At 69.5% G+C, this 25055-nt stretch carries 21 protein-coding genes, 1 pseudogene and 1 riboswitch; of the genes and pseudogenes, 11 read left to right on the top strand and 11 right to left on the bottom strand.

Annotated features, from left to right (window positions below; all coding sequences use genetic code 11):
* The first annotated feature begins 11 nt into the window (after positions 1–11).
* Positions 12–710, top strand: a complete 699-nt coding sequence (gene thiE / locus ACIA5H_RS10825) for a thiamine phosphate synthase (protein WP_355071580.1) — start codon at positions 12–14, stop codon at positions 708–710.
* A 9-nt stretch (positions 711–719) separates the two neighbouring features.
* Here the strand turns inward: thiE and ACIA5H_RS10820 are convergent, their stop codons facing one another.
* A complete protein-coding gene (locus ACIA5H_RS10820) occupies positions 720–1412 on the bottom strand; it encodes an NUDIX domain-containing protein (protein WP_379250084.1) in 693 nt (230 codons plus the stop codon).
* 186 nt (positions 1413–1598) lie between these two features.
* Between ACIA5H_RS10820 and ACIA5H_RS10815 the strand changes: the two genes are divergently transcribed.
* The 3 genes from ACIA5H_RS10815 to ACIA5H_RS10805 are packed head-to-tail and all read left to right on the top strand — an operon-like array spanning position 1599 to position 6782.
* The gene (locus tag ACIA5H_RS10815; RefSeq protein ID WP_379249132.1) at positions 1599–2963 is read left to right on the top strand and encodes a hypothetical protein; all 1365 of its coding nucleotides are present in this window, start codon (positions 1599–1601) and stop codon (positions 2961–2963) included.
* The gene (locus ACIA5H_RS10810) at positions 2960–3943 is read left to right on the top strand and encodes a glutamate ABC transporter substrate-binding protein (protein ID WP_397075428.1); all 984 of its coding nucleotides are present in this window, start codon (positions 2960–2962) and stop codon (positions 3941–3943) included. Before ACIA5H_RS10815 ends, ACIA5H_RS10810 begins: the two co-directional genes overlap by 4 nt.
* 7 nt (positions 3944–3950) lie before the next feature.
* Positions 3951–6782, top strand: a complete 2832-nt coding sequence (locus ACIA5H_RS10805) for a tetratricopeptide repeat protein (RefSeq protein ID WP_397075426.1) — start codon at positions 3951–3953, stop codon at positions 6780–6782.
* Here ACIA5H_RS10805 and ACIA5H_RS10800 read toward each other — a convergent pair.
* Together ACIA5H_RS10800 and pta are read right to left on the bottom strand one after the other, a co-directional pair.
* Complete coding sequence (locus ACIA5H_RS10800; protein WP_397075423.1) at positions 6779–7984, bottom strand: acetate kinase; 1206 nt, start codon at positions 7982–7984, stop codon at positions 6779–6781. The two genes, ACIA5H_RS10805 and ACIA5H_RS10800, sit on opposite strands and share 4 nt — an antisense overlap.
* A gap of 102 nt (positions 7985–8086) precedes the next feature.
* Complete coding sequence (gene pta, locus ACIA5H_RS10795) at positions 8087–10159, bottom strand: phosphate acetyltransferase (protein WP_397075505.1); 2073 nt, start codon at positions 10157–10159, stop codon at positions 8087–8089.
* A gap of 138 nt (positions 10160–10297) precedes the next feature.
* On the opposite strand from pta, the gene ACIA5H_RS10790 reads away from it, so the two are divergent.
* Positions 10298–10804 carry a nitroreductase/quinone reductase family protein gene (locus ACIA5H_RS10790; RefSeq protein ID WP_355071569.1) on the top strand — a complete coding sequence of 169 codons (507 nt, stop codon included), beginning with the start codon at positions 10298–10300 and terminating at the stop codon, positions 10802–10804.
* A gap of 69 nt (positions 10805–10873) precedes the next feature.
* Here the strand turns inward: ACIA5H_RS10790 and fgd are convergent, their stop codons facing one another.
* Positions 10874–11884 (bottom strand): glucose-6-phosphate dehydrogenase (coenzyme-F420), encoded by a 1011-nt coding sequence (fgd, locus tag ACIA5H_RS10785; protein WP_355071568.1) that lies wholly within the window; start codon positions 11882–11884, stop codon positions 10874–10876.
* A gap of 219 nt (positions 11885–12103) precedes the next feature.
* Here fgd and ACIA5H_RS10780 point away from each other — a divergent pair, with 219 nt between their 5' ends.
* Positions 12104–12862, top strand: a complete 759-nt coding sequence (locus ACIA5H_RS10780) for an HAD-IIA family hydrolase (RefSeq protein ID WP_355072115.1) — start codon at positions 12104–12106, stop codon at positions 12860–12862.
* A gap of 196 nt (positions 12863–13058) precedes the next feature.
* On the opposite strand, the gene ACIA5H_RS10775 is transcribed toward ACIA5H_RS10780, so the two are convergent.
* Entirely contained in the window at positions 13059–13508 is a 450-nt protein-coding gene (locus ACIA5H_RS10775) for a helix-turn-helix domain-containing protein (RefSeq protein ID WP_356962815.1), read from the bottom strand.
* Between the two features lie 50 nt (positions 13509–13558).
* Complete coding sequence (locus ACIA5H_RS10770; RefSeq protein ID WP_379249141.1) at positions 13559–14185, bottom strand: type 1 glutamine amidotransferase family protein; 627 nt, start codon at positions 14183–14185, stop codon at positions 13559–13561.
* 85 nt (positions 14186–14270) lie between these two features.
* Between ACIA5H_RS10770 and ACIA5H_RS10765 the strand changes: the two genes are divergently transcribed.
* Positions 14271–14723, top strand: a complete 453-nt coding sequence (locus ACIA5H_RS10765; protein WP_379249143.1) for an RpiB/LacA/LacB family sugar-phosphate isomerase — start codon at positions 14271–14273, stop codon at positions 14721–14723.
* Positions 14724–14818: 95 nt separating this feature from the next.
* Positions 14819–15577, top strand: a pseudogene (locus tag ACIA5H_RS10760) (serine/threonine-protein kinase); the annotation flags it as partial.
* A gap of 756 nt (positions 15578–16333) precedes the next feature.
* Here ACIA5H_RS10760 and ACIA5H_RS10755 read toward each other — a convergent pair.
* From ACIA5H_RS10755 to ACIA5H_RS10745, 3 genes are all read right to left on the bottom strand, one after another.
* On the bottom strand, positions 16334–17548 hold the full coding sequence (locus ACIA5H_RS10755; protein ID WP_397075419.1) for an O-succinylhomoserine sulfhydrylase: 1215 nt from the start codon (positions 17546–17548) through the stop codon (positions 16334–16336).
* Positions 17545–17961 (bottom strand): rhodanese-like domain-containing protein, encoded by a 417-nt coding sequence (locus ACIA5H_RS10750; RefSeq protein ID WP_355071560.1) that lies wholly within the window; start codon positions 17959–17961, stop codon positions 17545–17547. Before ACIA5H_RS10750 ends, ACIA5H_RS10755 begins: the two co-directional genes overlap by 4 nt.
* Before the next feature lie 14 nt (positions 17962–17975).
* Positions 17976–18092: riboswitch (SAM riboswitch) on the bottom strand.
* A gap of 63 nt (positions 18093–18155) precedes the next feature.
* A complete protein-coding gene (locus tag ACIA5H_RS10745; RefSeq protein ID WP_397075416.1) occupies positions 18156–18605 on the bottom strand; it encodes a hypothetical protein in 450 nt (149 codons plus the stop codon).
* Positions 18606–18983: 378 nt separating this feature from the next.
* Between ACIA5H_RS10745 and ACIA5H_RS10740 the strand changes: the two genes are divergently transcribed.
* Together ACIA5H_RS10740 and ACIA5H_RS10735 are read left to right on the top strand one after the other, a co-directional pair.
* Complete coding sequence (locus tag ACIA5H_RS10740; protein ID WP_356962821.1) at positions 18984–20447, top strand: FAD-dependent oxidoreductase; 1464 nt, start codon at positions 18984–18986, stop codon at positions 20445–20447.
* 84 nt (positions 20448–20531) lie between these two features.
* On the top strand, positions 20532–21407 hold the full coding sequence (locus ACIA5H_RS10735; protein WP_356962822.1) for an amidohydrolase family protein: 876 nt from the start codon (positions 20532–20534) through the stop codon (positions 21405–21407).
* Between the two features lie 3 nt (positions 21408–21410).
* On the opposite strand, the gene ACIA5H_RS10730 is transcribed toward ACIA5H_RS10735, so the two are convergent.
* Positions 21411–21908: a DUF456 domain-containing protein gene (locus ACIA5H_RS10730; protein ID WP_397075413.1), complete on the bottom strand. Its 498-nt coding sequence runs from the start codon at positions 21906–21908 to the stop codon at positions 21411–21413.
* Positions 21909–22100: 192 nt separating this feature from the next.
* Between ACIA5H_RS10730 and ACIA5H_RS10725 the strand changes: the two genes are divergently transcribed.
* Entirely contained in the window at positions 22101–23198 is a 1098-nt protein-coding gene (locus ACIA5H_RS10725; RefSeq protein ID WP_355071553.1) for a CaiB/BaiF CoA-transferase family protein, read from the top strand.
* Between the two features lie 314 nt (positions 23199–23512).
* Here ACIA5H_RS10725 and ACIA5H_RS10720 read toward each other — a convergent pair whose 3' ends face one another.
* Positions 23513–25018 (bottom strand): PLP-dependent aminotransferase family protein, encoded by a 1506-nt coding sequence (locus ACIA5H_RS10720; protein ID WP_379249151.1) that lies wholly within the window; start codon positions 25016–25018, stop codon positions 23513–23515.
* Positions 25019–25055: the final 37 nt, after the last annotated feature.

The raw sequence follows: 25055 nt of genomic DNA, 5'->3' as shown, positions 1-25055 counted from the left end.
CGGTCGAAGGCGTGCAACCCTCCCACCCCAATCGACCCGCCTCGCCGCGGGAGCGTCTGACGAACGCGCGGCTGTACCTGTGCACCGACGCTCGCCGGGAGAAGGGCGATCTGGCCAAGTTCGCCGAGGCCGCGTTCGCAGGCGGAGTCGACATCATCCAGCTCAGGGACAAAGGATCACCGGGCGAGGCCGAGTTCGGCCCGCTGGAGGCCAGGGCCGAGCTCGGCGCGCTGGCCGAACTGAAGGCCGCCGCGCGCAGGCACGGCGGGCTGGTCGCGGTGAACGATCGCGCCGACATCGCCCTCGCCGCCACCGCCGACGTGCTGCACCTCGGCCAAGGCGACCTGCCGCCCTGGTACGCGCGCCGAATCCTCGGGCCCGACGTGGTGATCGGACGATCCACGCACAATCGCGCGCAGGCCGGGCTCGCCGCGATCGATGAGCACATCGATTACTTCTGCACCGGCCCCATCTGGGCGACCCCGACCAAACCCGGCAGGCAGGCGGCGGGCCCCGAACTGGTTCGCTCCACCGCGGACGCCCATCCCACCCGGCCCTGGTTCGCGATCGGCGGGATCAACGCCGAGAACCTGGCGCAGGTGCTGGAAGCCGGGGCGAAGCGGGTCGTCGTGGTGCGCGCGATCACCGAGGCACGCGATCCGGAAGCCGCGGCGCGTGAGCTGAAAACGGCGCTACTGGCGAACGCGTGAGCGCCGCGGTCAGGAAAGCACCTGTCCGCGGGTGAAGGAAAGCGCGGTCTCCACCGCCGTGTTCCCGTTCGACGCGGGCTCCGCGGCCTGCACGCCCGGCTCGTCGACGATCCTGGCGTAGTCGCCCGGACCGGCCGGATCCGAATGCAGCCAAACGAAACCGAGGTCGGCGAGGTCGAGCGTGCGCGGCAGGGCGGCGGCGACGGCTCGATCGTCGCCGAGTTCGGCGAGCAGCACCCGCGCCGGTGCGGCGCGCAGAGTGGGCCAGGACGCGGCGAAACCGGGATGCAGCGGGCGGGCGTCGACGTCGTCCTCGGGAACCCAGGCCAATTCGGTGCTCTCGCGATTGCCGGTGGTCGGCAGCGTCATCACCGCGTCGGCGACGACCGTGGTGTAGGTCCAGCCGCTCAGGGCCGACGCTGTCACCCGCTCGCCGCGCACCCGGACGTCGGCCGGATCGATGCCCGCCTCTTCCCACGCCTCGCGGACCGCCGCGTGCACGGGCGTCTCGTGACTGTCCCGCGCCCCGCCGGGCAACGCCCAGGTCCCGCCTTGATGACTCCACGGCGCGCGGTGTTGCAGCAGCACCGCCGAACCGCCATCGGCCAGCGGAGCGCGCAGCAGCAGTCCGGCGGCGCCGAAGCGCCCCCAGTGCCGCAATCCGTCCGGGCCATGCGACCAACCGTCACCGTCACCACGCATGTCGTACCCATCCTCGTCCAGCCGCGGGCAGCGCCTCACCGCCGTCTCCTCCCAATCGGGGGTGTTTCACACGCCGCGGCGCCCGTACGACCACAATAAACTCCGCACCAACACGCACGGATCGATCGGATATCCGGTCCAGCCGTCGAGAAATCCGCGTACGCGGCCCAAACTGGGGAGGTGGACATGGCTAGCTCCGAGCCGACGACGGCCGAACTCCGGCCGTCGTCCGCGCCCGAGCCCGCCGGTCGGGACGATCCGGGCGGCCTGAGCGTCGCGGTGGTGCGCGAACGTCTCGACCTGACCAATCTGCGTTCGTTCGCCAATTCCTCACCGGGACGGCTGATCGCGCTCGGGCTGCTGCTCATCGGGTTGTGCCTGGCCGCGGGCTCGATGACCGCCGCGACGGTCGGTGACCGACAGCAGGGCCTGGATGTGTTGCTGCGCGACACCGAACCGGACGCGCATTCCGCGCTCCGGCTCTACACTTCGCTGTCGATCGCCGACGCAGCGGCGAGCACCGCCTTCATCTCCGGCGGGCTGGAGCCGCAGGCGGTGCGGGATCGCTACACGCAGGCACTGGGCGAAGCGTCGGCGGAATTGGTCACCCAGTCCGACGCGGCGGCCGATCCGGATGCGCGGCTGCGCACCGGCATAGTCACCGGCCTGCCGGTGTACTCCGGTCTGGTGGAAACCGCACGGACGAACAATCGCAGCGGATATCCGGTCGGCGCCGCGTATTTGAGCGAGGCCTCCAACCAGATGCAGACGACGCTGCTACCGATGGCCGAGGAACTGCACAATCATCGCTCGGCGGCGGTGACCGCCGCGCAGCGCAACCACGTGCGCCCGCCGTGGTCCGCGATCGGCCTGCTGCTGCTCACCCTCGGCGTGCTGGTCTGGGTCCAGCGCGATCTGGCGCGACGCTGGCGGCGGGTGCTCAACCCGGGACTGGTGCTCGCGTCGGCGGCCATGCTGATCCTGCTCGCGTGGACGGTGATCGCGGGCTCGGTGTCGGCGGCGGCGATGATCAGCGCTCGCGACGACGGCGCGGTGCCCTCCTCCCGGTTGACCGAGAGCCGCATCCTGGTGCAGCAGGCGCGCGCCGCGGAGACCTTGAAATTGGTGCGCCGCGACGCGACCGGCGACTACGACCGCACCTACGACGCGGACATCGAACGGCTGGCCGATCTGATCGGCAAGTATCCCGGCTCCGCGCCCGCGGCGAACGAGATGCGCAATGCCGTGCCTGCCCTGGCGCGCTGGCGGGTGGCGCACCAGCGCATGAACGACGCGCTGGCGAAGGGCGATTTCAACAGCGCGGCCGTGGTGGCGACCGGACCTGGCTCGGCGGACGTCACCGTGCAGGTGGAGGCGCTGGACCGTTCGCTGGAGCAAGGCATCGCCGCCACGAGGGACACGCTGCGCGACAGGATCTCCCGTGCGGCCCGCACCCTGGACTTCCTGGGCGCGGGCGCGATGGTGCTCGGCATACTGGCGGCAGGCTATGTCGGACTGGGCATCTGGCCCCGGCTTCGGGAGTACCGATGAGATCCGCGCGCGGCATTCTGGTGGCCACTCTCGTCGTAGTGACGCTGGCGAGCGGCTGTGCGAGCGATTCCGGCGCGCCGGTGTCGGGCAAGACGCCGAAGTACACCGATCCCCCGTTGCCCGCCAGGGCCGTTCCGGTGCTCACCGATTCGCCGGTCCCGCCGTCGCCGGGCACGTCGCGGTGTGGAGACCCGACCGTGAGCCTGCGTCCGACCGGAGCGGGCGCGGCCGCGCGCGGCGCGGCGATCGACGCGATCCGGGCGCGCGGCAGGCTGCTCGTCGGATTGGACACCGGCAGCAATCTGTTCAGCTACCGTGACCCGATCTCCGGCGCCATCGTCGGTTTCGACGCCGACATCGCCAGGGAAGTGGCCCGCGATCTGCTCGGCAGCCCGGATCTGATCGAGTTCCGCAGCCTCGGCTCCGCCGAGCGGGAGACGGCGTTGCAGAACCGCACCGTCGACCTGGTCGCCAAGACCATGACGATCAACTGCGAGCGCCGCGAGAAGGTCACGTTCTCCACCGTCTATCTGCGCGCCAACCAACGGGTGCTCGCGGTGAAGAACTCCGGGATCCGCAGCCTGGCCGATCTGGCGGGCCGACGGGTGTGCATCGTCTCGGGCACCACGTCGCTGGAGCACATGCGCCGCGACCAGCCCGCCGCGACCATCCTCACCGTGCCGAGCTGGGCCGACTGTCTGGTTGTGCTGCAACAGCGCCAGGTCGACGCGGTGAGCACCGACGACGCCGTGCTCGCCGGCCTGGCCGCGCAGGACCCTTACACCGAGCTGGTCGGCGGCAGCATCAGCGAGGAGCCGTACGGCATCGGCATCACCAAGGGCAACGACGACCTGGTCCGCTTCGTCAACGGCACACTGGAACGTATCCGCAACGACGGCACCTGGGTCGGGCTGTACCAGAAATATCTCACCGTCCTCGGCCCCGTACCCGCTCCACCCGCCCCTACGTATCAGGACTGACGGGTCGATGAGCACACGGCAGGCCCCCGAGCCCGACCCGGACGAGAACGCCGCGGTAGGGCCCGGCCCGGCCGCTGTGTTCGAGGGTGGATCCAGCGCGGCCGGGCGGCAGCAGAACGCGGCGGTGGCGAAACCGTCGCTTGGAGACCACGCGGACCCGCGACAACTGGGGGCTCACGCCACGGGAACGGGGCGGCGCGCGGGTGCGGGCGAGCCGGAAACGGTTGCGGCCGAAGAAATCGAGCACACCACGTTAACGCCGATCGGTCGTGCGGCGACCTCGTTCGGCACAGTCGCATTGAACCGCGTCGAGAACATTGATCCGCCCGAGGACGCGCAGACCCCACGGAACCCTGCCGTGCGCGACGCCGAGGAATCGGCCTCGTCCACCGACGACACACCGGACCGCACCGGTGCGGAGCGACATGCGCCGCCCACGCGGGACAACCCACCGGACACGGAACGAGAACCATCGCCCACGGATGCGGAACAGTCGGCGGAAGAGGCGGATTCGGACGCGACCCGATCGCAGGTGAACCGCCCGGAAACGGCATCGAGCACGGCCGCGTGGCTACGCGACCCCGCCGAAAGGCAGGAGACACCGGAACCGGGCGGAACCCAGGGCACGGCGGCGTACGCGGCGACATCGGATCAGACGCGACGCACGGATTCCGAACCCGCGTCGGCTCCGCAGCGCACCTCCGGACGCAGCGTGCGCACCGCGCGGACCCGGCCTGCGGTCCGGCGGCTGGGCGCCGGTCTGGTGCCGATCCCGACGGTGACGCCCGCGGATCCCCGCGACGCCGTGCTCACCAACGCGGTGGTCTCCGAAGGCAGGCGATTCTGCTGGCGCTGCGGCAAACCGGTCGGCCGGGCGACGGCGACCCGGCCCGCGACCACGGCGGGCACCTGCGCCACCTGCGAGGCGCCCTTCGACTTCCGCCCCACGCTGTACCCGGGCGACATGGTGGCGGGACAGTACGAGATCCAGGGCTGCATCGCGCACGGCGGACTCGGCTGGATCTACCTGGCGATCGACCGCAATGTCAGCGACCGCTGGGTCGTGCTGAAGGGCCTGCTGCACGCCGGTGACGCCGAAGCGCAGGCGGTCGCCATGGCCGAACGCCAATTCCTCGCCGAGGTGGCGCACCCCAGCATCGTCAAGATCTACAACTTCGTCGAGCACACCGGCGCGGACGGCACACCCGTCGGCTACATCGTCATGGAGTACGTCGGCGGCCGGTCGCTGCGCGACATCCTCGACTCCTACGAACGCCCGAAGCGCATGCCGGTTACCGAGGCGATCGCCTACCTGCTCGAGATCCTGCCCGCGCTGGACTACCTGCACTCGACCGGCCTGACCTACAACGACCTCAAGCCCGACAACGTGATGGTCACCGACGACCAGGTCAAACTGATCGATCTCGGGGCCGTCGCCACCATCGAAGCGTACGGAAACCTCTACGGCACCAGAGGGTTCCAGGCGCCGGAGATCGCGCGTACGGGCCCGACCGTCGCCTCCGACGTCTACACCGTGGGGCGCACGCTGGCCGTGCTCACCTTGAACATGCCTTCCGAGCACGGACGGTACCTTGACGGCCTGCCCGACCCCGCCGACCAGCCGGTGCTGGCTCGCTACCAGTGTTTCCATCGTCTGCTGCTGTGCGCCACCGACCCGGACCCGCAGCGCCGCTTTCCCTCCGCCCGTGCGATGTCCGCCCAGATGTCGGGCGTGCTGCGGGAGATCCTCGCGCTGGAGACCGAGACCGAACACCCGCAGTTGTCCACCGCTTTCACGCCGCCGCGGTCCAGTTTCGGCACCGAGGAATTGATCAGCCAAACCGACGCCTACACCGACGGCCGCCCCCGCAGCAGCCTGCTCGACGCCCGCGATGTGGTGGCGGCGTTGCCGATTCCGCTGCTGGATCCGGCCGACCCGTCCGCGCCCCTGCTCTCGGCCGCCGTGCATCCCGAGCCCGCCCACGCGCTGGAGGCGCTGCGACACGCACGTGAGCGAGCCGAAGCCGATCCCGGCAACGCCCCGGAGACGCTCGAGCTGGAACTCACCCTCGCCGAGGCGCGCGTGCGGCTCGATCTGCGCGAGTCCGCCACGGTGCTGGACTTGCTGGCGCGGCTGCCCGAACGGGAGTGGCGGGTGAGCTGGTTTCGGGGCATGGCCGAATTGCTCGACCGGGAGTACGAGCGCGCCTTCACCGACTTCGACGAGGTCTTCCGGGTGCTCCCCGGCGAACTCGCCCCCCAGCTGGCGCTCGCCGCAACGGCCGAACTCATACTTCAGCATTGGGATTCGCCGGATCCCGAACAGTGGCGCAGCTATGCCGAGCAAGCTTACGAGACCGTCTGGCGCACCGACCGCACCGTGGTGAGCGCCGCCTTCGGGCTGGCCAGGCAGCTGGCGGCGGACGAGCGGGTGGCCGAGGCCGTGCAGGCGCTGGACGCCGTGCCCGCCGCGTCACGGCATTTCACCACCGCGCGGATGACGGCGGTGCTGCTGATGCTCACCGCCGCGCCGATAGCCGAACTCGACGAGGCCACCCTGCACATCTCGGCGTCTCGGATGCTGAGCCTGCCCGCGGGCGAGAGTCGCGCGGTGCAGATGCGGGTGCTGGTGCTCGGCGCGGCCCTCGCGTGGCTCCAGGCGGGCAACACGCCGAAGCGTCCCGATGCCACACTGTTCGGCGCGCCGTTCACCGAACGCGAACTCCGCGCGGGCGCCGAGACGGGCCTGCGCTCGCTGGCTCGCGGAGCGCCCAACCGCGGGCATCGCTACGCGCTCGTCGACCTGGCCAACCTCATTCGCGCGAAGACCTGGATCTAGCCGTCGACCACGTGCCGCGCGGCGCGGGCGATGGCCAGTTCCTCGTTGGTCGGCACCACGAGCACCGCGACCGGTGCGCCGGGCGGGGAGATACGCCGCGCGGCACGGTTTTCCGCGGTGTTGGCCGCAGGATCCACCTCGATGCCGAACGCGCCGAGACCGGCCAGGGCGTCGGCCCGCACCTGTGGGCTGTTCTCGCCGACTCCTCCGGTGAAGGTGATCGCGTCGACGCCGCCCAAGTCGATCAGGTACGCGCCGAGGTAGCGCCGCAGCCGATGGATGTACACGTCGTAGGCCAGCCGCGCGGCCTCGTCCCCGCCGTCGATGAGACGGCGCAGTTCGCGGAAGTCGTTCACGCCGGACAGGCCCTTGATCCCGGAATCCCGGTTGAGCAGCGTGTCGATCGCATCGATGTCCAGGTGCGCCGACCGCGCCAGATGCGCCACGATGCCGGGATCGAGATCACCGGACCTGGTGCCCATCACCAGGCCTTCCAGCGGCGTGAGGCCCATGCTGGTGTCGATCGGACGACCGCCGCGGATGGCCGACGCCGACGCGCCGTTGCCGAGGTGGAAGACGATCTGGTTCAGCTCGGCGGGGTCACGCCCGAGGAAGTCGGCCGCGCAGCCGGACACGTATTCGTGCGAGGTGCCGTGGAAGCCGTACTTCCGAATGCCATGCGCGGCCGCCACTTTGGCGTCGATGGCGTAGGTCTTCGCGGCGGCGGGCAAGCCGTGGAAGAACGCCGTGTCGAACACCGCGACCTGCGGCACGCCCGGCAACAGCGCCCGCGCGCTCTCGATCCCGGCGACGTTGGCCGGATTGTGCAGCGGCGCCAGCGCGGCTAGTTCGCTGATCGCGGCCACTACGTCGTCGTCGATCAGGGTGGGCCGGTAGAACACCTCGCCGCCGTGCACCACCCGGTGCCCGACCGCCCGCACGCCTTCGCGTACCAAGTCGTGGCCCGTCGCGGCGAACGTGTCGAAGATCAGTCGCAGCCCGGCGGCGTGGTCGGCGATCCGCTCGCGGCGCTCGGTGGTCGAGCCGTCGGCGCGATGCTCGATCCCACCGTCGTCCTCGCCGATCCGCTCGACCACGCCCGCGGCCGCGACCACGCCCGAATCCGGGTCCACCAGCTGGTATTTGATGGACGATGAGCCGGAATTGATCACCAGCACCATGCCCTCGGCCGTCTTGCTCATCACGCCTCCCGTGTCCCGCGGTCGCGTCGCACTCGCTCGGCAACCACGATCACCACGCGCTTGTTCCGCGACGCGCCCGCGCCGCGACGGCGAACGCACCCATCAGCTGTCCTGCGCCTGGATGGCGGTGATCGCCACGGTGTTGACGATGTCGGCCACCAGCGCGCCGCGCGACAGGTCGTTGACCGGCTTGCGCAGACCTTGCAGCACCGGGCCGATCGCGATCGCGCCCGCGCTGCGCTGCACCGCCTTGTAGGTGTTGTTGCCGGTATTGAGGTCGGGAAACACGAACACCGTGGCGCGCCCGGCGACTTCCGAATCGGGCAGCTTGGCGTCGGCGACGGTCGGTTCGATCGCGGCGTCGTATTGAATCGGCCCCTCCACCGGCAACTTCGGTGCGCGCTCGCGCGCCAGCTTCGTCGCGACGCGCACCTTGTCCACGTCCGCCCCGCTACCGGATTCGCCGGTGGAGTACGACAGCATCGCGACCCGGGGCTCGATGCCGAAGCGGTCGGCGGTCGCCGCGGACGAGATCGCGATATCGGCCAGCTGCTCCGCCGTCGGATCCGGCACGACCGCGCAATCGCCGTACGCGAGCACCCGGTCGGCCAGGCACATCAGGAACACGCTGGAGACGGTGGAGACGCCTTCCACCGTTTTGATGATCTCCAGCGACGGGCGGACGGTGTGCGCCGTGGTGTGCGCCGCGCCGGAGACCATGCCGTCGGCGATCCCCTTGTACACCATCATGGTGCCGAAATACGAGATGTCGGCGACGGTTTCGCGGGCGCGCTCCAGCGTGATGCCCTTGTGTTTGCGCAGTTCGGCGTATTCGGCGGCGAACTCGTCCAGGTAGCCGGAGTTGCGTGGGTCGAGCACCTGCGCGGCGGAGATGTCCACCCCGAGTTCGGCGGCGCGGGCGCGCACCGCCGTCTCGTCGCCGAGGATGACCAGATCGGCGATCTTGCGCTGCAACACCCGTCCGGCCGCGCGCAAGATACGGTCGTCGTCGCCCTCCGGCAGCACGATGCGTTTGCGATCGGCTCGCGCGCGCTCGATGAGCTGGTATTCGAACATCTGCGGCGTGACCACCGGACTGTGCGGAACGTCGATGCGCCGCAACAGCTCCGCGGCGTCCACGTGTTCCTCCATCAGAGCCAGAGCGGTGTTCACCTTGCGTGGGTTGCCCGCGGACATGCGGCCGCGGCTGCGGTACGCGGCGCCCGCCGTGTCGTAGGTGCCGAGCTCGGTGGTGAGGATCGGCAACTTGGGTTTCAGGCCGGTCATGAGCCGCGCCACCGCGGGATGCGGCAGCAGGCCGCCGTTCATGATGATGCCCGACAGCGAGGGAAAGCCCTCGGCCTCGTGCGCGTTCACGACGCTCAGCAGTACGTCGGACCGATCGCCCGGCGCGATCACCACCACGCCCTCGGTCAGCCGTTCCAGGATGTGCTCGGCGGTCATGCCGCCGACCATGACCTTCAGCGCCTCGCGGTGCAGCAATTCCGGATCACCGCTGTACATCTCGCCGTCGATGGCGGCGCACAGCTCGGCCATGGTGGGGGCGATCAGCAAGGGGACCTCGGGCAGTGTCCAGGACGGGACGTCGAACCCGCCGAGCGCCGCGCTCACCTCGTCCAGCCGCTGCGGGTCGCAGCGATTGGCGATGATGGCGACCAGCTGCGCGTGCTCGTGCGCCAGCTCCGACGCGCACAGTTCGGCCAGCTGCTTCACCTCGTCCGGAGTGCGCCCGGCGCCGCGGACCACCAGCAACACGGGTGCGCCAAGATTGACCGCGATCCTGGCGTTGAAGCGCAGCTCGCTGGGGCTGGCCACGTCGGTGTAGTCGCTGCCGACCACCACCACCGCGTCGCACACTTTGGCGACCTCGTGGAAGCGCAGCACGATCTCGCTGATCGCCGCGTCCGGATCGGCGTGCACCTGCTCGTAGGTGGTGCCGACCGCCTGCGCGTAGTCGATGTCCGCCGTGCTGTGCTCGAGCAGCAGTTCGAGGATGTAGTCGGGTTCGGTGGTCGAGCGTGTGATCGGCCGGAACACCCCGACCCGCGCGGTCGTCGCGCACAGCGTCTGCAGTACCCCGAGGGCCACCGTCGACTTACCGGTGTCGCCTTCGGGAGAGGCGATGTACACGGCGGATGGAGCGTTGTCGGCCATGTCCCAGAGCTTAGTGAACCAGCGGCAACCGGAACCCGCCGCGCGACGATCGTCACCCACCGGGCCTGCTCGGCGAGGTTCGATACGTGCTGGCGCGAAGCCGCCGAAGCCGATATCCCGGGCCGCTATAGTCCGGGCATGGCTGAGCAATTTCCGGACCGGCAGTGGGGTTCGCGGACCAACCTATTCGCTCGCGCGGCAAGCAGATTCGCGGCCACCAAGCCCGGCTCCCGACTCGTCCGGGCCCTCACGCCGCTGGACCGGGCGGTCCTGGAGCGCACCCATGCCAAGTACACCGTGCTCGGCCCGATCGGCGCACCGGTCATCCTGCTGACGACGATCGGACGCAAGTCCGGCCAACCGCGCACCCAGCCGTTGCTGTACGTGCACGACGGCGACACGCTCTACGTGATCGGCAGCAACTTCGGCCAGGCGCACCACCCGGCCTGGACCACGAACCTCCTGGCCCACCCCACCGCGACGGTGGCGATCGCGGGCGAACGCATCCGGGTAACCGCCACCCCCGTCGAGACTCCCGACAAAGACGCGATCTTCCAACGCTTCGTCGACATCACCGGCGCCTACGCCGCCTACCGCTCCCGCACCACCCGCGACCTGCGCATCTTCGCCCTCCGCCGGGCGTGACTTCGCGAGTGGCACACCACTGCGGCATCGGCCGAGAAGACCTCTGCGTGGTGTGCCACTCGTGGACGGTCAGGCCAGAGCGCGGAGGCGGGGGGCCAGGTCGCGCTGGAAGAGGTCGAGGAAGCGGCGCTGGTCGTGGCCGGGGGCGTGGAAGACCAGGTGGTTGAGGCCCGCGTCGATGTAGGGCTTGATCTGGGCGACGGCCTCGTCGGGGTCGCTGGCGACGATCCAGCGCTTGGCGATCTGCTCGATGGGCAGCGCGTCGGCGGCGGCCTCCATCTCGATCGGGTCGGTGATGCTGTGCTTCTGCTCCGGGGTGAGCGACAGCGGAGCCCAGAACCGGGTGTTCTCCCTGGCCAGTTCCGGATCGGTGTCGTAGGAGAGCTTGATCTCGATCATCCGATCGATGTCGTCGACGCTGCGGCCGGTCTTCGCCGCGCCCTCCGCGACGGCGGGCATCAACTTCTCGGTGTAGAGATCCATCCCCTTGCCCGAGGTGCAGATGAAGCCATCGCCCGCGCGTCCGGCGTAGCGCGCGACCAGGGGGCCGCCCGCGGCGACGTAGATCGGGACACCGCCCTTGGGCACGTCGTAGATGGAGGCGCCGACGGTCTTGTAGTACTCGCCGTCGAAGTCGACGCGGTCGCCGGTCCACAGGGCGCGCATCAGGTCGACCGCTTCGCGCAGGCGCGCGAAACGCTCCTTGAACTCCGGCCATTCGCCGGTGTAGCCGGTGGCGATCTCGTTGAGCGCCTCACCGGTGCCGACACCGAGCATCACGCGATCGGGGTACAGGCAACTCATGGTGGCGAATGCCTGCGCGATCACCGCGGGGTTGTAGCGGAACGTCGGGGTGAGCACCGACGTGCCGAGTTGGATGCGCTGCGTGCGCTCACCGACCGCGGCCAGCCAGGCCAGCGAGAAGGGCGCGTGTCCGCCCTTGTGCCGCCAGGGCTGGAAGTGGTCGCTCACGGTGGCGCTGTCCAAGCCGTGTTGCTCGGCCAGCACCGCGATCTCGACGAGTTCACGGGGACCGAACTGCTCCGCCGATGCCTTGTATCCGAGCTTGAGTCCGCTCATCTGCACGCTCCTCGCGTTTCGTTTCGCCGCCATCGCGATCCGTCATCGACAGTAGTCAACGCTGCCGCCCTCCGCGCCGACGGCCCGACGCGGATGATCTTCACAGCGGAGAACACCGCGGCGGGGGCGAAATGTTTCTGCGGTGGCCGCCGCAGGGCGATAGCGGATAATGGCCGCGTGAGCGCAGACGACGAGCCGATCCTGTCCTACTTGACCGATATGGACGGCGTGCTGGTGCACGAGGACCATCTCATTCCGGGCGCCGACAAGTTCCTCGCCGAACTGCGCGCCAACGAGACACCGTTCCTGGTGTTGACGAACAATTCGATCCGCACGCCGCGCGACCTGCAGGCGCGACTGCGGCACACCGGGCTCGACATCCCGGAAGAAGCGATCTGGACCTCCGCGCTGGCCACCGCCACCTTCCTGAACGAACAGCGCCCCAACGGCACCGCTTACGTGGTGGGCGAATCCGGCCTCACCACCGCACTGCACGAGATCGGCTACGTGCTGACCGACAGCGACCCGGACTACGTCGTCCTCGGCGAGACCCGCACGTACTCTTTCGAGGCCATCACCACCGCGATCCGGCTGGTCGAGCGAGGCGCCCGTTTCATCGCGACCAACCCCGACCCGACCGGCCCGTCCCGCGATGGCTCGCTGCCCGCGACCGGCTCGGTGGCCGCGCTGATCACCCGCGCCACCGGACGCGACCCGTACTACGTCGGCAAGCCGAACCCGCTGATGATGCGCTCCGCGCTGCGCCGCATCGGCGCACATTCCCAGTCGACGGTGATGATCGGCGACCGGATGGACACCGACGTCATCTCCGGCCTGGAAGCGGGCATGCGCACGATCCTGGTCACCTCGGGCATCTCCACCCGCGCGTCCTTCGAGGCCTACCCCTACCGCCCCACGATGGTGGTGGACTCCGTCGCCGATCTGATCGGGAAGACCGAGTCGCCGTTCGCCGACTGAGCGACCCGTCCGGACCTGCGACGAACCACGCCGCCGCTGCCGCCTCCTGGGTCTCGGACGCCGGGGACCAGGCACTCGTCGATGCGACAACAGCCGCGGCCCAGAGGCTCGGCGCGCGAAGAACATTCCGCGACCCGCACTGCCGCCTACGACGACGTACGCTGCGGTCGAACGCGATCGTCGTTAGTCGGCGCGGCTAGGCGCCGTCCGTGGTGATCGCGTCGATCGCGGCGGACAGCGTGGTGAGCACCTCGACGGTGCGCGCGAGCTGCTCGCGGCCGAGTTCGTTTACGAGCCGTTCGGCCAGCACTTTGTGTTGCGGGTTGATGCGGTGCACCGCGGCCCGGCCCGCGTCGGTGACCGCGACGAGTTTCGCGCGCCGGTGGGCGGGATTGGGCTGGTATTCGGCGAGCCCCTTGTCCACGAGCAGATCCGCGATGCGCTGGACGCTCTGGCGGGTGATGCCCATCTCGCGGGCGATGCCCGCGACGGGTAGCGGCGCACGCAGCACCGCACCGAGCACTTGCCACCAAGCGGCGGTCAGGCCCGCCGGTCGCGCCAGTTCCTCGGCCACGCCGAGGAATTGACCGTTCAAACGGAACGACGTGATCGCCGCCGCGGCGAACAATTCCTGTTCTGGGGTCATGTGTCGCCTCCCGATGCCGGCGATCCGGCCGGATCACCGACGAGTCTCGCTCACGCGTGCTGCGCGTCGTATTCCGCCAGCACCGCCCATCCCGCCGGATCGGAGTGCGCGTACAACGCGTACCAGCCATCCAGCACATGCGGTTCGTACACGCCGAGCCTGCCGAGCACCTCGCGCGCGAACTCGAACGGCGCGCTCGCCCCGGCGGTGATGACGTCACCGTCGGTGACGGCCGGTTCGTCGACGTAGTGGTGCGCGCCGGAATACCCGCTGTAGCGGAGGTATTCGGCGACGTTGCTGGTGTGCTCGCGAGTGTCGAGCAGACCCGCCTTGGCCAAGCCGAACGTCGCACCGCACATCGCGGCGACCGGAACACCGGCGTCCACGAACTCGCGTGCCTTGTGCGCGAACGGATCCAAGTGCGGCCCCTCCCAGGTGTCCGCGCCCGGCAGGATCAACATCGCGCTGTCCGCGGGGGTCAGCTCGGCGAGCACGACATCCGGCACGATGCGCATGCCGCCCATCGTCGTGATCGGCTCCACGGTCGGGCCGACCGTCTTCACCTGCCAGGTTCCCGGTTCCCGGTGCCAGCTCGGCTTGTTGATGTGCGCGGTCGCCGCGCCCACCTCCCAGTCGGCGAGCGTGTCGTAAACGGCCATGTGCACGGTCTTCAGCATGACAGTATGCTGTCATATTTGACAGCATACTGTCAATGAGAACGATCGTCTGCACTGCCCGCGAACCGGCAACTACGCTGAACGCATGCGAATTTCGGTGGCGGCGGACGAGCGGGTCGGAGTGGCCGCGGAACTGGTCGACGAACTGGGCAAGCGCGGCCACCAACTCGTGTTGCACGGCGCGCTGTCCGACGAGGAACGCGACGACTGGGCCTGGGCCAGCGAAGCGGCCGCCCGTGATGTCGCCTCCGGCCACGCCGACCAAGCCGTCGTCTGCTGCTGGACCGGCACGGGCGCCTCGATCGCGGCCAACAAGGTCGCAGGCGTCCGCGCCGCACTCTGCGCGGACGCCTCGACCGCGGCGGGCGCCCGCACCTGGAACGACGCCAATGTGCTTGCCCTGAGCCTGCGTTCGACCTCCAGCGCCGAGCTACGGGAGATCCTCGACTCCTGGTTCACCACCGAACCGAGCTCGTCCCCGGACGACCGGGCCAACATCGCCCATCTCGCCGACATCGAGCGCACCGCCGATGCCTGACGAAGCCTTCTCCGCGTAACGTGCGGCGTCGACAGCACGAAAGCGGACGCCCTCCCGCCCGCGATGGCGACGAAACCCGGCGATACGGTCGAGGCATGTCCGTGCAGAGCGCCGGTGGCACGTTCGGGAACTACTCGCTCGAACGCTTGCTGGGTCGTGGCGGCATGGGTGAGGTGTGGTTGGCACACGACCCTGAGGGCCGCGCCGTGGCGCTCAAGGTGCTGTCCGCGGCGTATACCGCGGATTCGCTCTATCGGCAGCGCTTCGAGCGGGAGGCGCGGCTGGGCGCTCGGGCGCGCGACCCGCACATCGTGCCCATCCACGCGTTCGGCGAGGTCGACGGCCATCTGTTCTTGGAGATGGCCTACATCGATGGCGTCGACCTGGGCACCCGGCTGCGATCGGGCGCGCTGCCGCCGGATCGGGCCGTCGACGTCATCGCCCAGGCCGCCGAGGCGCTGGACGCCGCGCACGCGGCCGGACTCGTGCACCGCGATGTGAAGCCGGGCAACATCCTTCTGCACACCAGCGGTTTCGTATATCTGATCGATTTCGGTATCGCCCGCGCCGCCGACGGCACCGCGCTCACCGCCACCGGGCTGGTGGTCGGCACGCTGGGGTACATGGCGCCGGAGCGATTCACCGGCACGGTCGATGCCAGGTCGGATGTCTATTCGCTGGCCTGCGTGCTCTACGAGACCCTCACCGGACAACCGCCCTACGGCGCGGGCGATCCGGCACAACAGATGCGGGCACATCTGATGGCCGAGCCGCCGCGCGCCTCGCGGGCGGCCCACGGCGTCCCGGCCACACTCGACGACGTCATCGCCCGGGGAATGGCCAAAGAGCCGGACGCACGCTATGGCAGCGCGGGGGAATTCGCCGCGGCGGCGTCGGCCGCTCTGGCCCGGTCCACGGTTGCGCGACCGGCCCCGCCTCTCCCGGCACCGGCCGCCCGCCCGCGAACTCGCGTCATGACCGCCGCCACTGCGGCGCAGCCGACGCCCGAGGTACGTTCACCCGCTCCGACCGGGCAGCTCCATCGTCGGCGGAAGCGCCGATGGATACCCGTCGCCGCAGGGGCGGCGCTCGTCGCCGCGGCGGCGTTGTGGCTGCTGGTAGGCGGCATCGGGTCCGCGCCCGTCGCGGGTCCGACGACCCGCGAATCCGCTACGCCGACCGATACTCCGCTGCCCCCGACCGGCGGACAACCCGCGAATCCGGGTACTGCCGTGCGCGACGGAAACTTCGCTTTCACCGTGACCGATGTGGGCTCCGGCGGCGGTTCCCGAACCATCGTCACGCTGACGGTCACCAACGTGTCCGACCGCGACCAAGTCCTCGACATCACCGGTCAACGGCTGGTCACCACCGCGGGCCGCTCCGTCGCACCCGACGCGGCGGCCACCGCCGGACTCAACCCGCCCGGCGACGATTTCGCACGCATCGCGCCCCGGCCGCGCCGGCACGATCCGGCTGGCCTTCGACCTGCCGGGCAAGAACAAGAACGGCAAGAAGAACGACAAGAAAGACGACGTTCCGAGCCACTTGATCCTGCACGGTGCACCGTCTTCACCCGGCGTCACCATGCCGATGTGACCGATCCCTGCTCAGGCGAGGGCTTGGTCGAGATCCTGGAGCAGGTCTTCCACGTCCTCCAGGCCCACCGAGATGCGGACGACGCCGTCGGACAAACCGATGGTGGCCCGGCCTTCGGGGCCCATGGCGCGGTGTGTCGTGGTCGCGGGGTGGGTGATCAGGGACTTGGCGTCGCCGAGGTTGTTGGAGATGTCGACGATGCGCAACCGGTTCAGGACTTCGAATGCGCGCTTCTTCGCCTCGTTCTCGGGTGCGTTCAGCTCGAAGGTGACCACGGTGCCGCCGCCGCTCATCTGGCCCCTGGCCAGCGCGTACTGCGGATGCGAATCCAGGAACGGGTATCGCACCCAGCTGACGGCCGGGTTGCTCTCCAGGAAGCGGGCGATCCGCAGCGCGGACTCCGTCGAATGGCGCACCCGCAGCGGCATCGTCTCCAAGCCTTTGAGCAGCGTCCACGCGTTGAACGGGCTCAGGGCCGGGCCGGTATGGCGCATCAACGTCTTCACCGGGCCGTCGATGTAGTCCTGGGCGCCGAGGATCGCGCCGCCCAGCACGCGGCCTTGGCCGTCGATGTGCTTGGTGCCCGAATAGACCACCACGTCGGCGCCGAGTTCGAAGCCGCGTTGCAGCAGCGGAGTGGCGAACACGTTGTCCAGCACGACCTTCGCGCCCGCCGCGTGCGCCAGCTCGCTCACCCGCCGCACGTCGACCAACGTCTGCATCGGATTGGCGGGCGTCTCGAAGAAGACCGCCTGAGTGGGCACGGACAGCGCCTGTTCCCACTGGTCGAGATCCTCGCCGTCGACGAAGACGGTCTCCACGCCCCAGCGCGGCAGTATCTCGTTGCACACCACGAAGCACGAGCCGAACAGGCTGCGCGCTGCGACGAGCCGGTCGCCGGCGCCCAGCAGCGCGCCCAGCGCGGTGAACACCGCGGCCATGCCGCTCGCGGTCGCGAAGCACGCCTCGGCGCCGTCGAGCAGGCGCATCCGCTCCTCGAACATGGCCACCGTCGGGTTGCCGTAGCGGGAGTAGACGAAATGCTCGACCTCGCCGGTGAACGCGGCCTCGGCGGCCTCCGCGCTCTCGTAGACGAAGCCGGAGGTGAGGTAGAGCGCCTCGGCGGTCTCCTCGAAACCGGAGCGCCGCAGCCCGCCGCGCACGCCGAGCGTCGCGGGGCCGACGCTCTCGGGCAGCGGCTTGTCGAACGCGCCGCCGGTGATCACGACTGCCGCCAGGGCAGTCCGAGGGCGCGCCAGCCGGAGCCGCCGCGATGCCCGAATTCGTCGAGCGGGCCTTCGAAGCCCTCCAGCACGTTGTAGGAGGTGCGGTAGCCCGCCGAGGTGGCGGCGATCGCCGCGCCCACCGAACGCTGACCGGAGCGACAGAGGAAGACGACAGGAGCCTCGGGGTCATGGCCGTCGAGCGCTTGCTTCAGCTGCTCGACGAACGTCTCGTTGCGCGCCCCCGTGGAATCGACCCACTCGATCAGCACGGTCGGCCGTTCGATCGGGCTCGTGTCGGGGACTCCGACGAATCGCCATTCCGCTTCCGTCCGCACGTCCACCAGGACGGCTTCCGGATTGTCCCGCAGCAACTCCCAAGCCTGCTGAGGGGTGATGTCACCGGCATAACTCATGTGCACCTCCTGCGAATCCGCACTTGCCGCGCCCGGGACCAGGGCGCCGCCAGGTCGTCACCCGGAGCACCCCACCGCGGAGGAGGGTTGCCGACCAGCAATGCCGGGGCTTGACACTGGTTCTCATGACCTTCGACTGAGATTGCACCGACCCGGGTCACCGTGTCAAACGGTGACGCACCCTGCGCGAACGCTCAGGTGCATACCAGCCACTTGTCGCCGGATCTGGCGAGAATCCAGGTCGTCGTCTTCTCCTGCCCGTCCACCTTCGTGGTGACGGTCGCCTTGCCCCGGTCGCCGTCCACGATGGGCGGGTCGATTTTCGTGATCTCGACGGGCTTTCCGGCGCCGTCCTGGCCCGCCAGCGGTGAGTGGGCGGCGTCGAAGCCCTGGCACGCGGTGCCGGGCGGCGGCACGGCGTCGCTGCGGTTGGAGCCGTCCACGAAGTTTCGGACGGCCGCCGTGATGCGGTCGGCGTCTGTGACATTTTTCTCAGCGGGCGACAGCACACCGCCGAGCACGATCGCGATCAGCACGATCGCCGCGACCACAGCGGCGGCGACGAACGGGACCACCGAGCGTTTATCGGTCTGATCGACCCGGATGATCTCGTCCTCGCCCGCGGTCGGCTGCTGTTCGGTCATGGCTCGATGATCCCTGGTCGGCGCCGGTATCGAGCGCTCGGCCCCGGGCAATACACCGGCGCGGCGCCGACCAGGGGCGAGCGGCGGCGATAGACCGCGCGCGAGCGGGTAAGCGGCAATCGTGGCTGTCGATGGCATCCGTCGAGTTCACGCACCGACGCGGGGCGGCGTCGGCCATCCCGATAGAATCGCGGGACGGCGGCCTGCTGTCATAGCGAATCGGCAGCTCTACGCCGCGGCGAACGGAGCACCGTGCAGCCACGAGCCGGCGACGCCGGCGTCCGCACCGGACGGGTGCGACCGAGCCGGTGCGTCAACTTAGCCTAAGCTAAGCCCGACGTCATTAATTGTTTCGACCATAAAGGTGCGCGTAAAGAGATGACCGAACAGAGTGCAGTAGAGGATGGCGGTGTCCGCGAGCCCTCCGTGGTGACGCAGGCTTCCTCCTCCGGGCCTGACGCGCACACCGCGAAGACCCGCCCGCTCCGCATCGCGATCGTGGGCGCCGGACCGGCCGGGATCTACGCCGCCGACGCCTTGATGAAGTCCGATGCCGAGGTGTCGATCGACCTCTACGAGCGCATGCCCGCGCCGTTCGGCCTGATCCGCTACGGCGTCGCACCCGATCACCCCCGCATCAAGGGCATCATCACCGCCCTGCACAAGGTCCTCGACAAGCCGCAGGTGCGCCTGCTCGGCAACATCGACTACGGCACCGATATCACCCTCGACGACCTGCGGGCCTTCTACGACGCGGTGATCTTCTCCACCGGCGCCAACGCCGACCGCGCCCTACCCATCCCCGGCATCGACCTCGACGGCTCCTACGGCGCCGCCGACTTCGTCTCCTGGTACGACGGCCACCCCGACGTCCCCCGCACCTGGCCGCTGGAGGCGGAGAAGGTCGCCGTCCTCGGCGTCGGCAACGTCGCCCTCGACGTCGCCCGCGTGCTGGCCAAGACCGGCGACGAACTGCTGCCGACCGAGATCCCGCCGAACGTCTACAAGGGCCTGGTGGCCAACAAGGCCGTCGAGGTGCACGTCTTCGGCCGCCGCGGTCCCGCGCAGGCCAAGTTCACCCCGCTGGAACTGCGCGAGCTCGACCATTCGCCCACGATCGAGGTCATCGTCGACCCAGAGGACATCGACTACGACGAAGGCTCCGAAGCCGCGCGCCGTCACTCCAAGCAGGTCGACATGGTCGCCAACACGCTCGAGCAGTGGGCCATCCGCGACGCGGGCGACCGGCCGCACAAGCTGTTCCTGCACTTCTTCGAATCCCCCGCCGAGATTCTCGGCGAGAACGGCAAGGTCGTCGGCCTGCGCACCGAACGCACCGAGCTCGACGGCACCGGCAACGTCAAGGGCACCGGCGTGTTCAAGGACTGGGACGTGCAGGCGGTGTACCGCGCCGTCGGCTACCTGTCGCAGAACCTGACCAACCTGCCGTTCGACGACCAGGCCGGCACCGTGCCGAACGAAGCGGGCCGCGTGCTCGTCGACGAGAACGCCGACGGCGCCGCGCGCTACCTGCCCGCCACCTACGTCACCGGCTGGATCAAGCGCGGCCCGGTCGGCCTGATCGGCCACACCAAGGGCGACGCCAACGAGACCATCGCCTGCCTGCTGGACGACGCTCCCGGCTTCACCCCGGCCGAGCGGCCCGACCCCGAGGCCGTCATCGAGTTCCTCGAAGGCAAGGGCATCCCGTTCACCACCTGGGCGGGTTGGTACCGCCTCGACGCGCACGAACGCTCCCTCGGTGAGCCGGAGGGCCGCGAGCGCGTCAAGGTCGTCGAACGCGAGGACATGCTGCGCGCCAGCGAACCCCACAAGGTCTGATCACCCCGCAGTGACCCCCTCCGCCGCCATCGCGACACCCCTGCTGTGGCAGCGGAAAATTCGACCCTGAGGCATTCTGTACAAGTGTTCGATGCCCACCTGCACATTTTCGACCCGCGGTTTCCGCTGGCCGAGAACGAGGGCTACCTGCCCGACCCGTTCACCATCGCCGATTACCGGAAGCGCATGGCGCGCTACGACGTCAGCGGCGGCGCCGTGGTCAGCGGGTCGTTCCAGGGCACGGACCAGACCTACCTGAAGGCCGCCCTCGCCGAACTCGGCGAGGGCTGGGTCGGCGTCACCCGGCTCGATCTCGACGCCTCCGACGAGGAGATCCTCGAACTGGACCGGATCGGTGTGCGCGCACTGCGTTTCAACCTCAAGCGCGCGGCCACCGACATCGCCGGAATGACGTTGCAGGCGCTGCGCGCGTACGAGCTGGCCGGCTGGCACGTCGAGGTCTACATCGACGGCACGATGCTGGCCTCGTTGCAACCGGTCATCTCCAAGCTGCCCGCGCTGTCGGTCGACCATCTGGGCATGTCCGCCGAAGGGCTGCCCTTCCTGCTGGACCTGGTCGACCGCGGAGCCAAGGTCAAGGCGACGGGTTTCGGCCGGGTCGCGATGAACGTCGCCGACACGCTGCGCCGCGTGCACGCGGTGAATCCGGAAGCCCTCATGTTCGGCACCGATCTGCCCGGTACCCGAGCCGGACGTCCGTTCCGGGACTCGGACGTGGATCTGCTCTGCGACGTGGTGGGCACCGACATGCACGCGGTGCTGGAGGACAACGCGCGCGCGTTCTATCGGCTCCCGGCCCGCGAGCGCGTCGTCCGCGAGGAACCGGCCCCCACGCTGCCGCTGTACCGGCCCGAACCGCCGACCCTCCGGCTGCGCCGCGACGAACTCCCGGGAAGCCGCGCGGGCGACACGATCCCGTTCCCCGCCATCGATAGGTAGCGCTCAGACGGCGAACACACCGGCGAGCCACACACCGGTGGCAAGCAACGCGCCGAAGAGTTCGATCAGGATGGACAGTCCGACGCCCTTCAACGCGTGCACGGTCGCCTGCCACGCCTGCCGGTTGACGCGCAGCCGCTGGAGTTCCCAAAGATAAACGCCGAGAACGAAGCCCACGAACAGGCCGATCACCGGAATCACGAAGAAGCCGATGACGCCGAGTATCGCGCCGAGCAGGACAGCGCGATTGGACACTCCCGCGTCCTTCATCCTGCGCCCCGGCCAGGTGTATTTGACGACGCCGGAGACCACCAGCAGCACCGTGCTGATCGCGAAAACCGTCCAGGCCGTGGCGCCCCCGGTGAGAAAGGCCCAGACGGCGATGGCCGCGAAGATCAAGATGACGCCCGGCAGGATCGGCACGACGATGCCGACCAGACCGACCAGAATCGCGAGACCGGCGAGAAGGTTGTACCACCCCTGATCAGACAGCGCTTGCACACGTGCAGCCTAGGACCGGGCGACCGAACGGGCGACTCGTCGTCGAACCCGTCGTCCATCCGTCGTCCGGGTATGCCCCCGGCTCCGGCCCCGACTTTATTGTCATACTGTCAATACAACCCTCCCGGCCGCCGTACGGGAGGACGCGCCGGACCGCCGGTGCGCTGGATCAACGACGAACCGAGGTAGGGCGTGAGCACTCCATCCACCGCCAAGCAGGGCCCGCTCGCGGGCATCAAGGTCATCGAGCTGGCCGGGATCGGTCCCGGTCCGCACGCCGCGCTGCTGCTCGCCGATCTGGGCGCCGACGTGGTGCGGGTGCAGCGCGCGGGCCAGCTGCCGGGCGGGTTCGACCGTCCGCAGCTGCGCGGCCGGACGATCGTCGAGGCCAATCTCAAGGACCCCGCCGACATCGAGAAGGTCCTCGGCCTCGTCGAGAAGGCGGACGTGCTGATCGAAGGCTTCCGCCCCGGCGTCACCGAGCGGCTCGGCATCGGCCCGGACGACGCGCTCGCCCGCAACCCGCGCCTGGTCTACGGACGGATGACCGGCTGGGGTCAGGAAGGCCCGCTGGCCGATCGCGCCGGACACGACATCAACTACATCTCCATCACCGGCGTGCTGCACGCCATCGGCCGCAAAGGCGAACGCCCGGTCCCGCCGCTGAACATGGTGGGCGATTTCGGCGGCGGCTCGATGTTCCTGGTGTTCGGCATCCTCGCCGCGCTGGTCGAGCGGCAGCAGTCCGGCAAGGGCCAGGTGATCGACGCGGCCATGGTCGATGGCGCCCTTGCCCTTTCGCACATGATCTGGGGCATGCGCGGCGCGGGCGCCTGGTCCGATGAGCGTGGCGTGAACCTGCTCGACACCGGAATGTCGTTCTACGACACCTACGAAACCTCCGACGGCAAGTACATGGCGGTCGGCGCGATCGAACCGCAGTTCTACGCCCAGTTGCTCGCCGGACTGGAGATCGAGGCGGACGGCCTGCCCTTCCAGCTCGACCCCGCCGGTCAGGAAACGCTGAAAAAGCTTTTCGCCGAGCGTTTCCGGACCAAGACCCGGGACGAATGGGCCGAGATCTTCGTCGGCACCGACGCGTGCGTCTCTCCCGTGCTGACATTCGACGAGGCGACGCGCAACGAGCACATCGCGGCCCGCGGCTCGCTGCTGGAGCTCGACGACATCACCCAGCACGCACCCGCGCCGCGATTCTCCCGCACTCCGAACGGGATTCCGACCCCGCCGCCCACCACCGCCACCCCGATCGAGACGGTCTGGGCCGACTGAGCGCCGAGCGGGGTGGCATGGCGCCACCCCGCTTCGCGGCTGATAATTGAAACTTTTAACATACCAACCGGTTCGACAGTTCGGTGCCGGGCCTGCCATACTGTCCGCGAGCAGGTGGCTTTCGAGAATCGCGAACCTCGTCCGGTCCGCTCCTTGACCGCTGCTCGAGCTGGAGGCCTCCGCGCCGTGCGAGCTTCTGCACACCGCCCGAGCACGACGAGGGCCAGCCCCGAGGGGTGGCCGGCCGATCGTGCTCGGCGGTGCTCGGAGGGGACATACCGCCTGCGGAGGCTCTCCCCAGCGACGAAATCGCCTCAGTAGCAGGTCAACGGCGTCAACGGGTCGGCGGCGCGTGGCGTGAGCGCCACATAGGCGGACGCGATGGCCTTGACCGCCAAACGCAATTCGGGTTCCTGGTGGGTGAACGGCAGCCGCAGGAACCGTTCGAACGCGCCTTGCACGCCGAATCGTGGCCCGGCGGCGAGCAATACGCCATGGTTGGGAGCCGTGGCCGCCAGCGCCGTGGAAACCGAGGTCGGCAGCTGCGCCCACACCGACATGCCGCCCGCGCCGACGGTGACGCGCCAGTCCGGCAGTTCCTCGGCGAGCGCGTCGAGCAGAGCGGCACGCTGCGAACGCAACTGGTCCCGGCGGCGGTCGAGGATCACCTCCGCGTGCTCGAGCAGGTGCACGGTGGCCAACTGGTCCATGACGGGGGTGCCGAGGTCGACCGTGGAGCGGATGCCGAGCAGCTTGGTGATCAGCGCCTGGTTGGTCCGGATCCAGCCGACGCGCAGACCGCCCCAGAACGATTTCGAGGCCGACCCGATGGTCACGATCTCGGATCCTCTGGCGAAAGCGGCGACCGGCGGCGGCGGGTCGTCCGCACCGAGCCCGAGATCCGCCATGGACTCGTCGATCACGATGGTCATCCTGGTGTCCCTGGCGATGGCGGCCAGTTCGGCGCGGCCGTCGGCGTCGAGCAGCAGGCCGGTCGGGTTGTTGTAGTCCGGCACCAGATAGGCCAGGCTGGCCGCGGTCTGCCGCGCGGCACTGCGGACGCCGTCGAGATCCCAGCCGCCCGCCGGGTCCTCCGGGCGCAGCGGCACCGGCACCGGCCTGGCGCCGACGTCGCGGATCGCCTCGATGGCGTTCGGGTAGGTCGGGTGGTCGATGAGCACGCGGGCCGCGGGCGCGGTGAGCACGTTCAGCAGCAGGCGCAAGCCGTGCTGAGCGCCGAGGGTGACCAGGATCTGATCGGGCTCGGTCGGCAGCCCGCGCGCGGTGTAGCGGCGGGCGATCGCCTCACGGAGTGCCAGCACACCGACCGGGTCCATGCCGTGCGTGCCGAGGTAGGCGGGAATGCCCTCCAGGGCAGCCGAATACGCGTCCTGCATCTCCAGCGGGGCGGCCATGGCGGCATAGGTCATGTCGACGGTGGGCAGTTCGGGCGAGCCCATCATGGCCAGGATGCTCCGCGCCGGCTTGACGCCGTCGTGCTGCACGTCGCGGGGCAGGGCCACCGTGCTGCGCGAGCCCTGGCGGCTGATCAGGTAGCCGTGCTCGCGCAACAGCGCGTAGGTGGAGGTGATGGTGGTGCGACTGACCCCGAGGGTGCAGGCGAGATCCCGTTCGCTGGGCAAGGCGACACCCAGCGGCGCGCGCCCGTCGTGGATCAGCAGCCGGATTCCTTCGGCGAGCGCCAAGTAGGCCGGGCGGGTGGAGCGCCGCCCGGCCGAATCCGGATCGCCGTCGTGCGCGTGCCGCCAATGGCCCAGATCGCGAGCCAGGCTGCCCGCGCCGATCACTCTTGTCGCCATACGGTCCAGTATCGGCCGATTGGATATTTATTGGCAA

The sequence above is a fragment of the Nocardia sp. NPDC051900 genome, assembly GCF_044452545.1.
Classification (GTDB): Bacteria; Actinomycetota; Actinomycetes; order Mycobacteriales; family Mycobacteriaceae; genus Nocardia; species Nocardia sichangensis.
The sequence above is the reverse complement of the archived record's forward strand: the minus strand, read 5'-3'. Positions and strand labels throughout refer to the sequence as shown.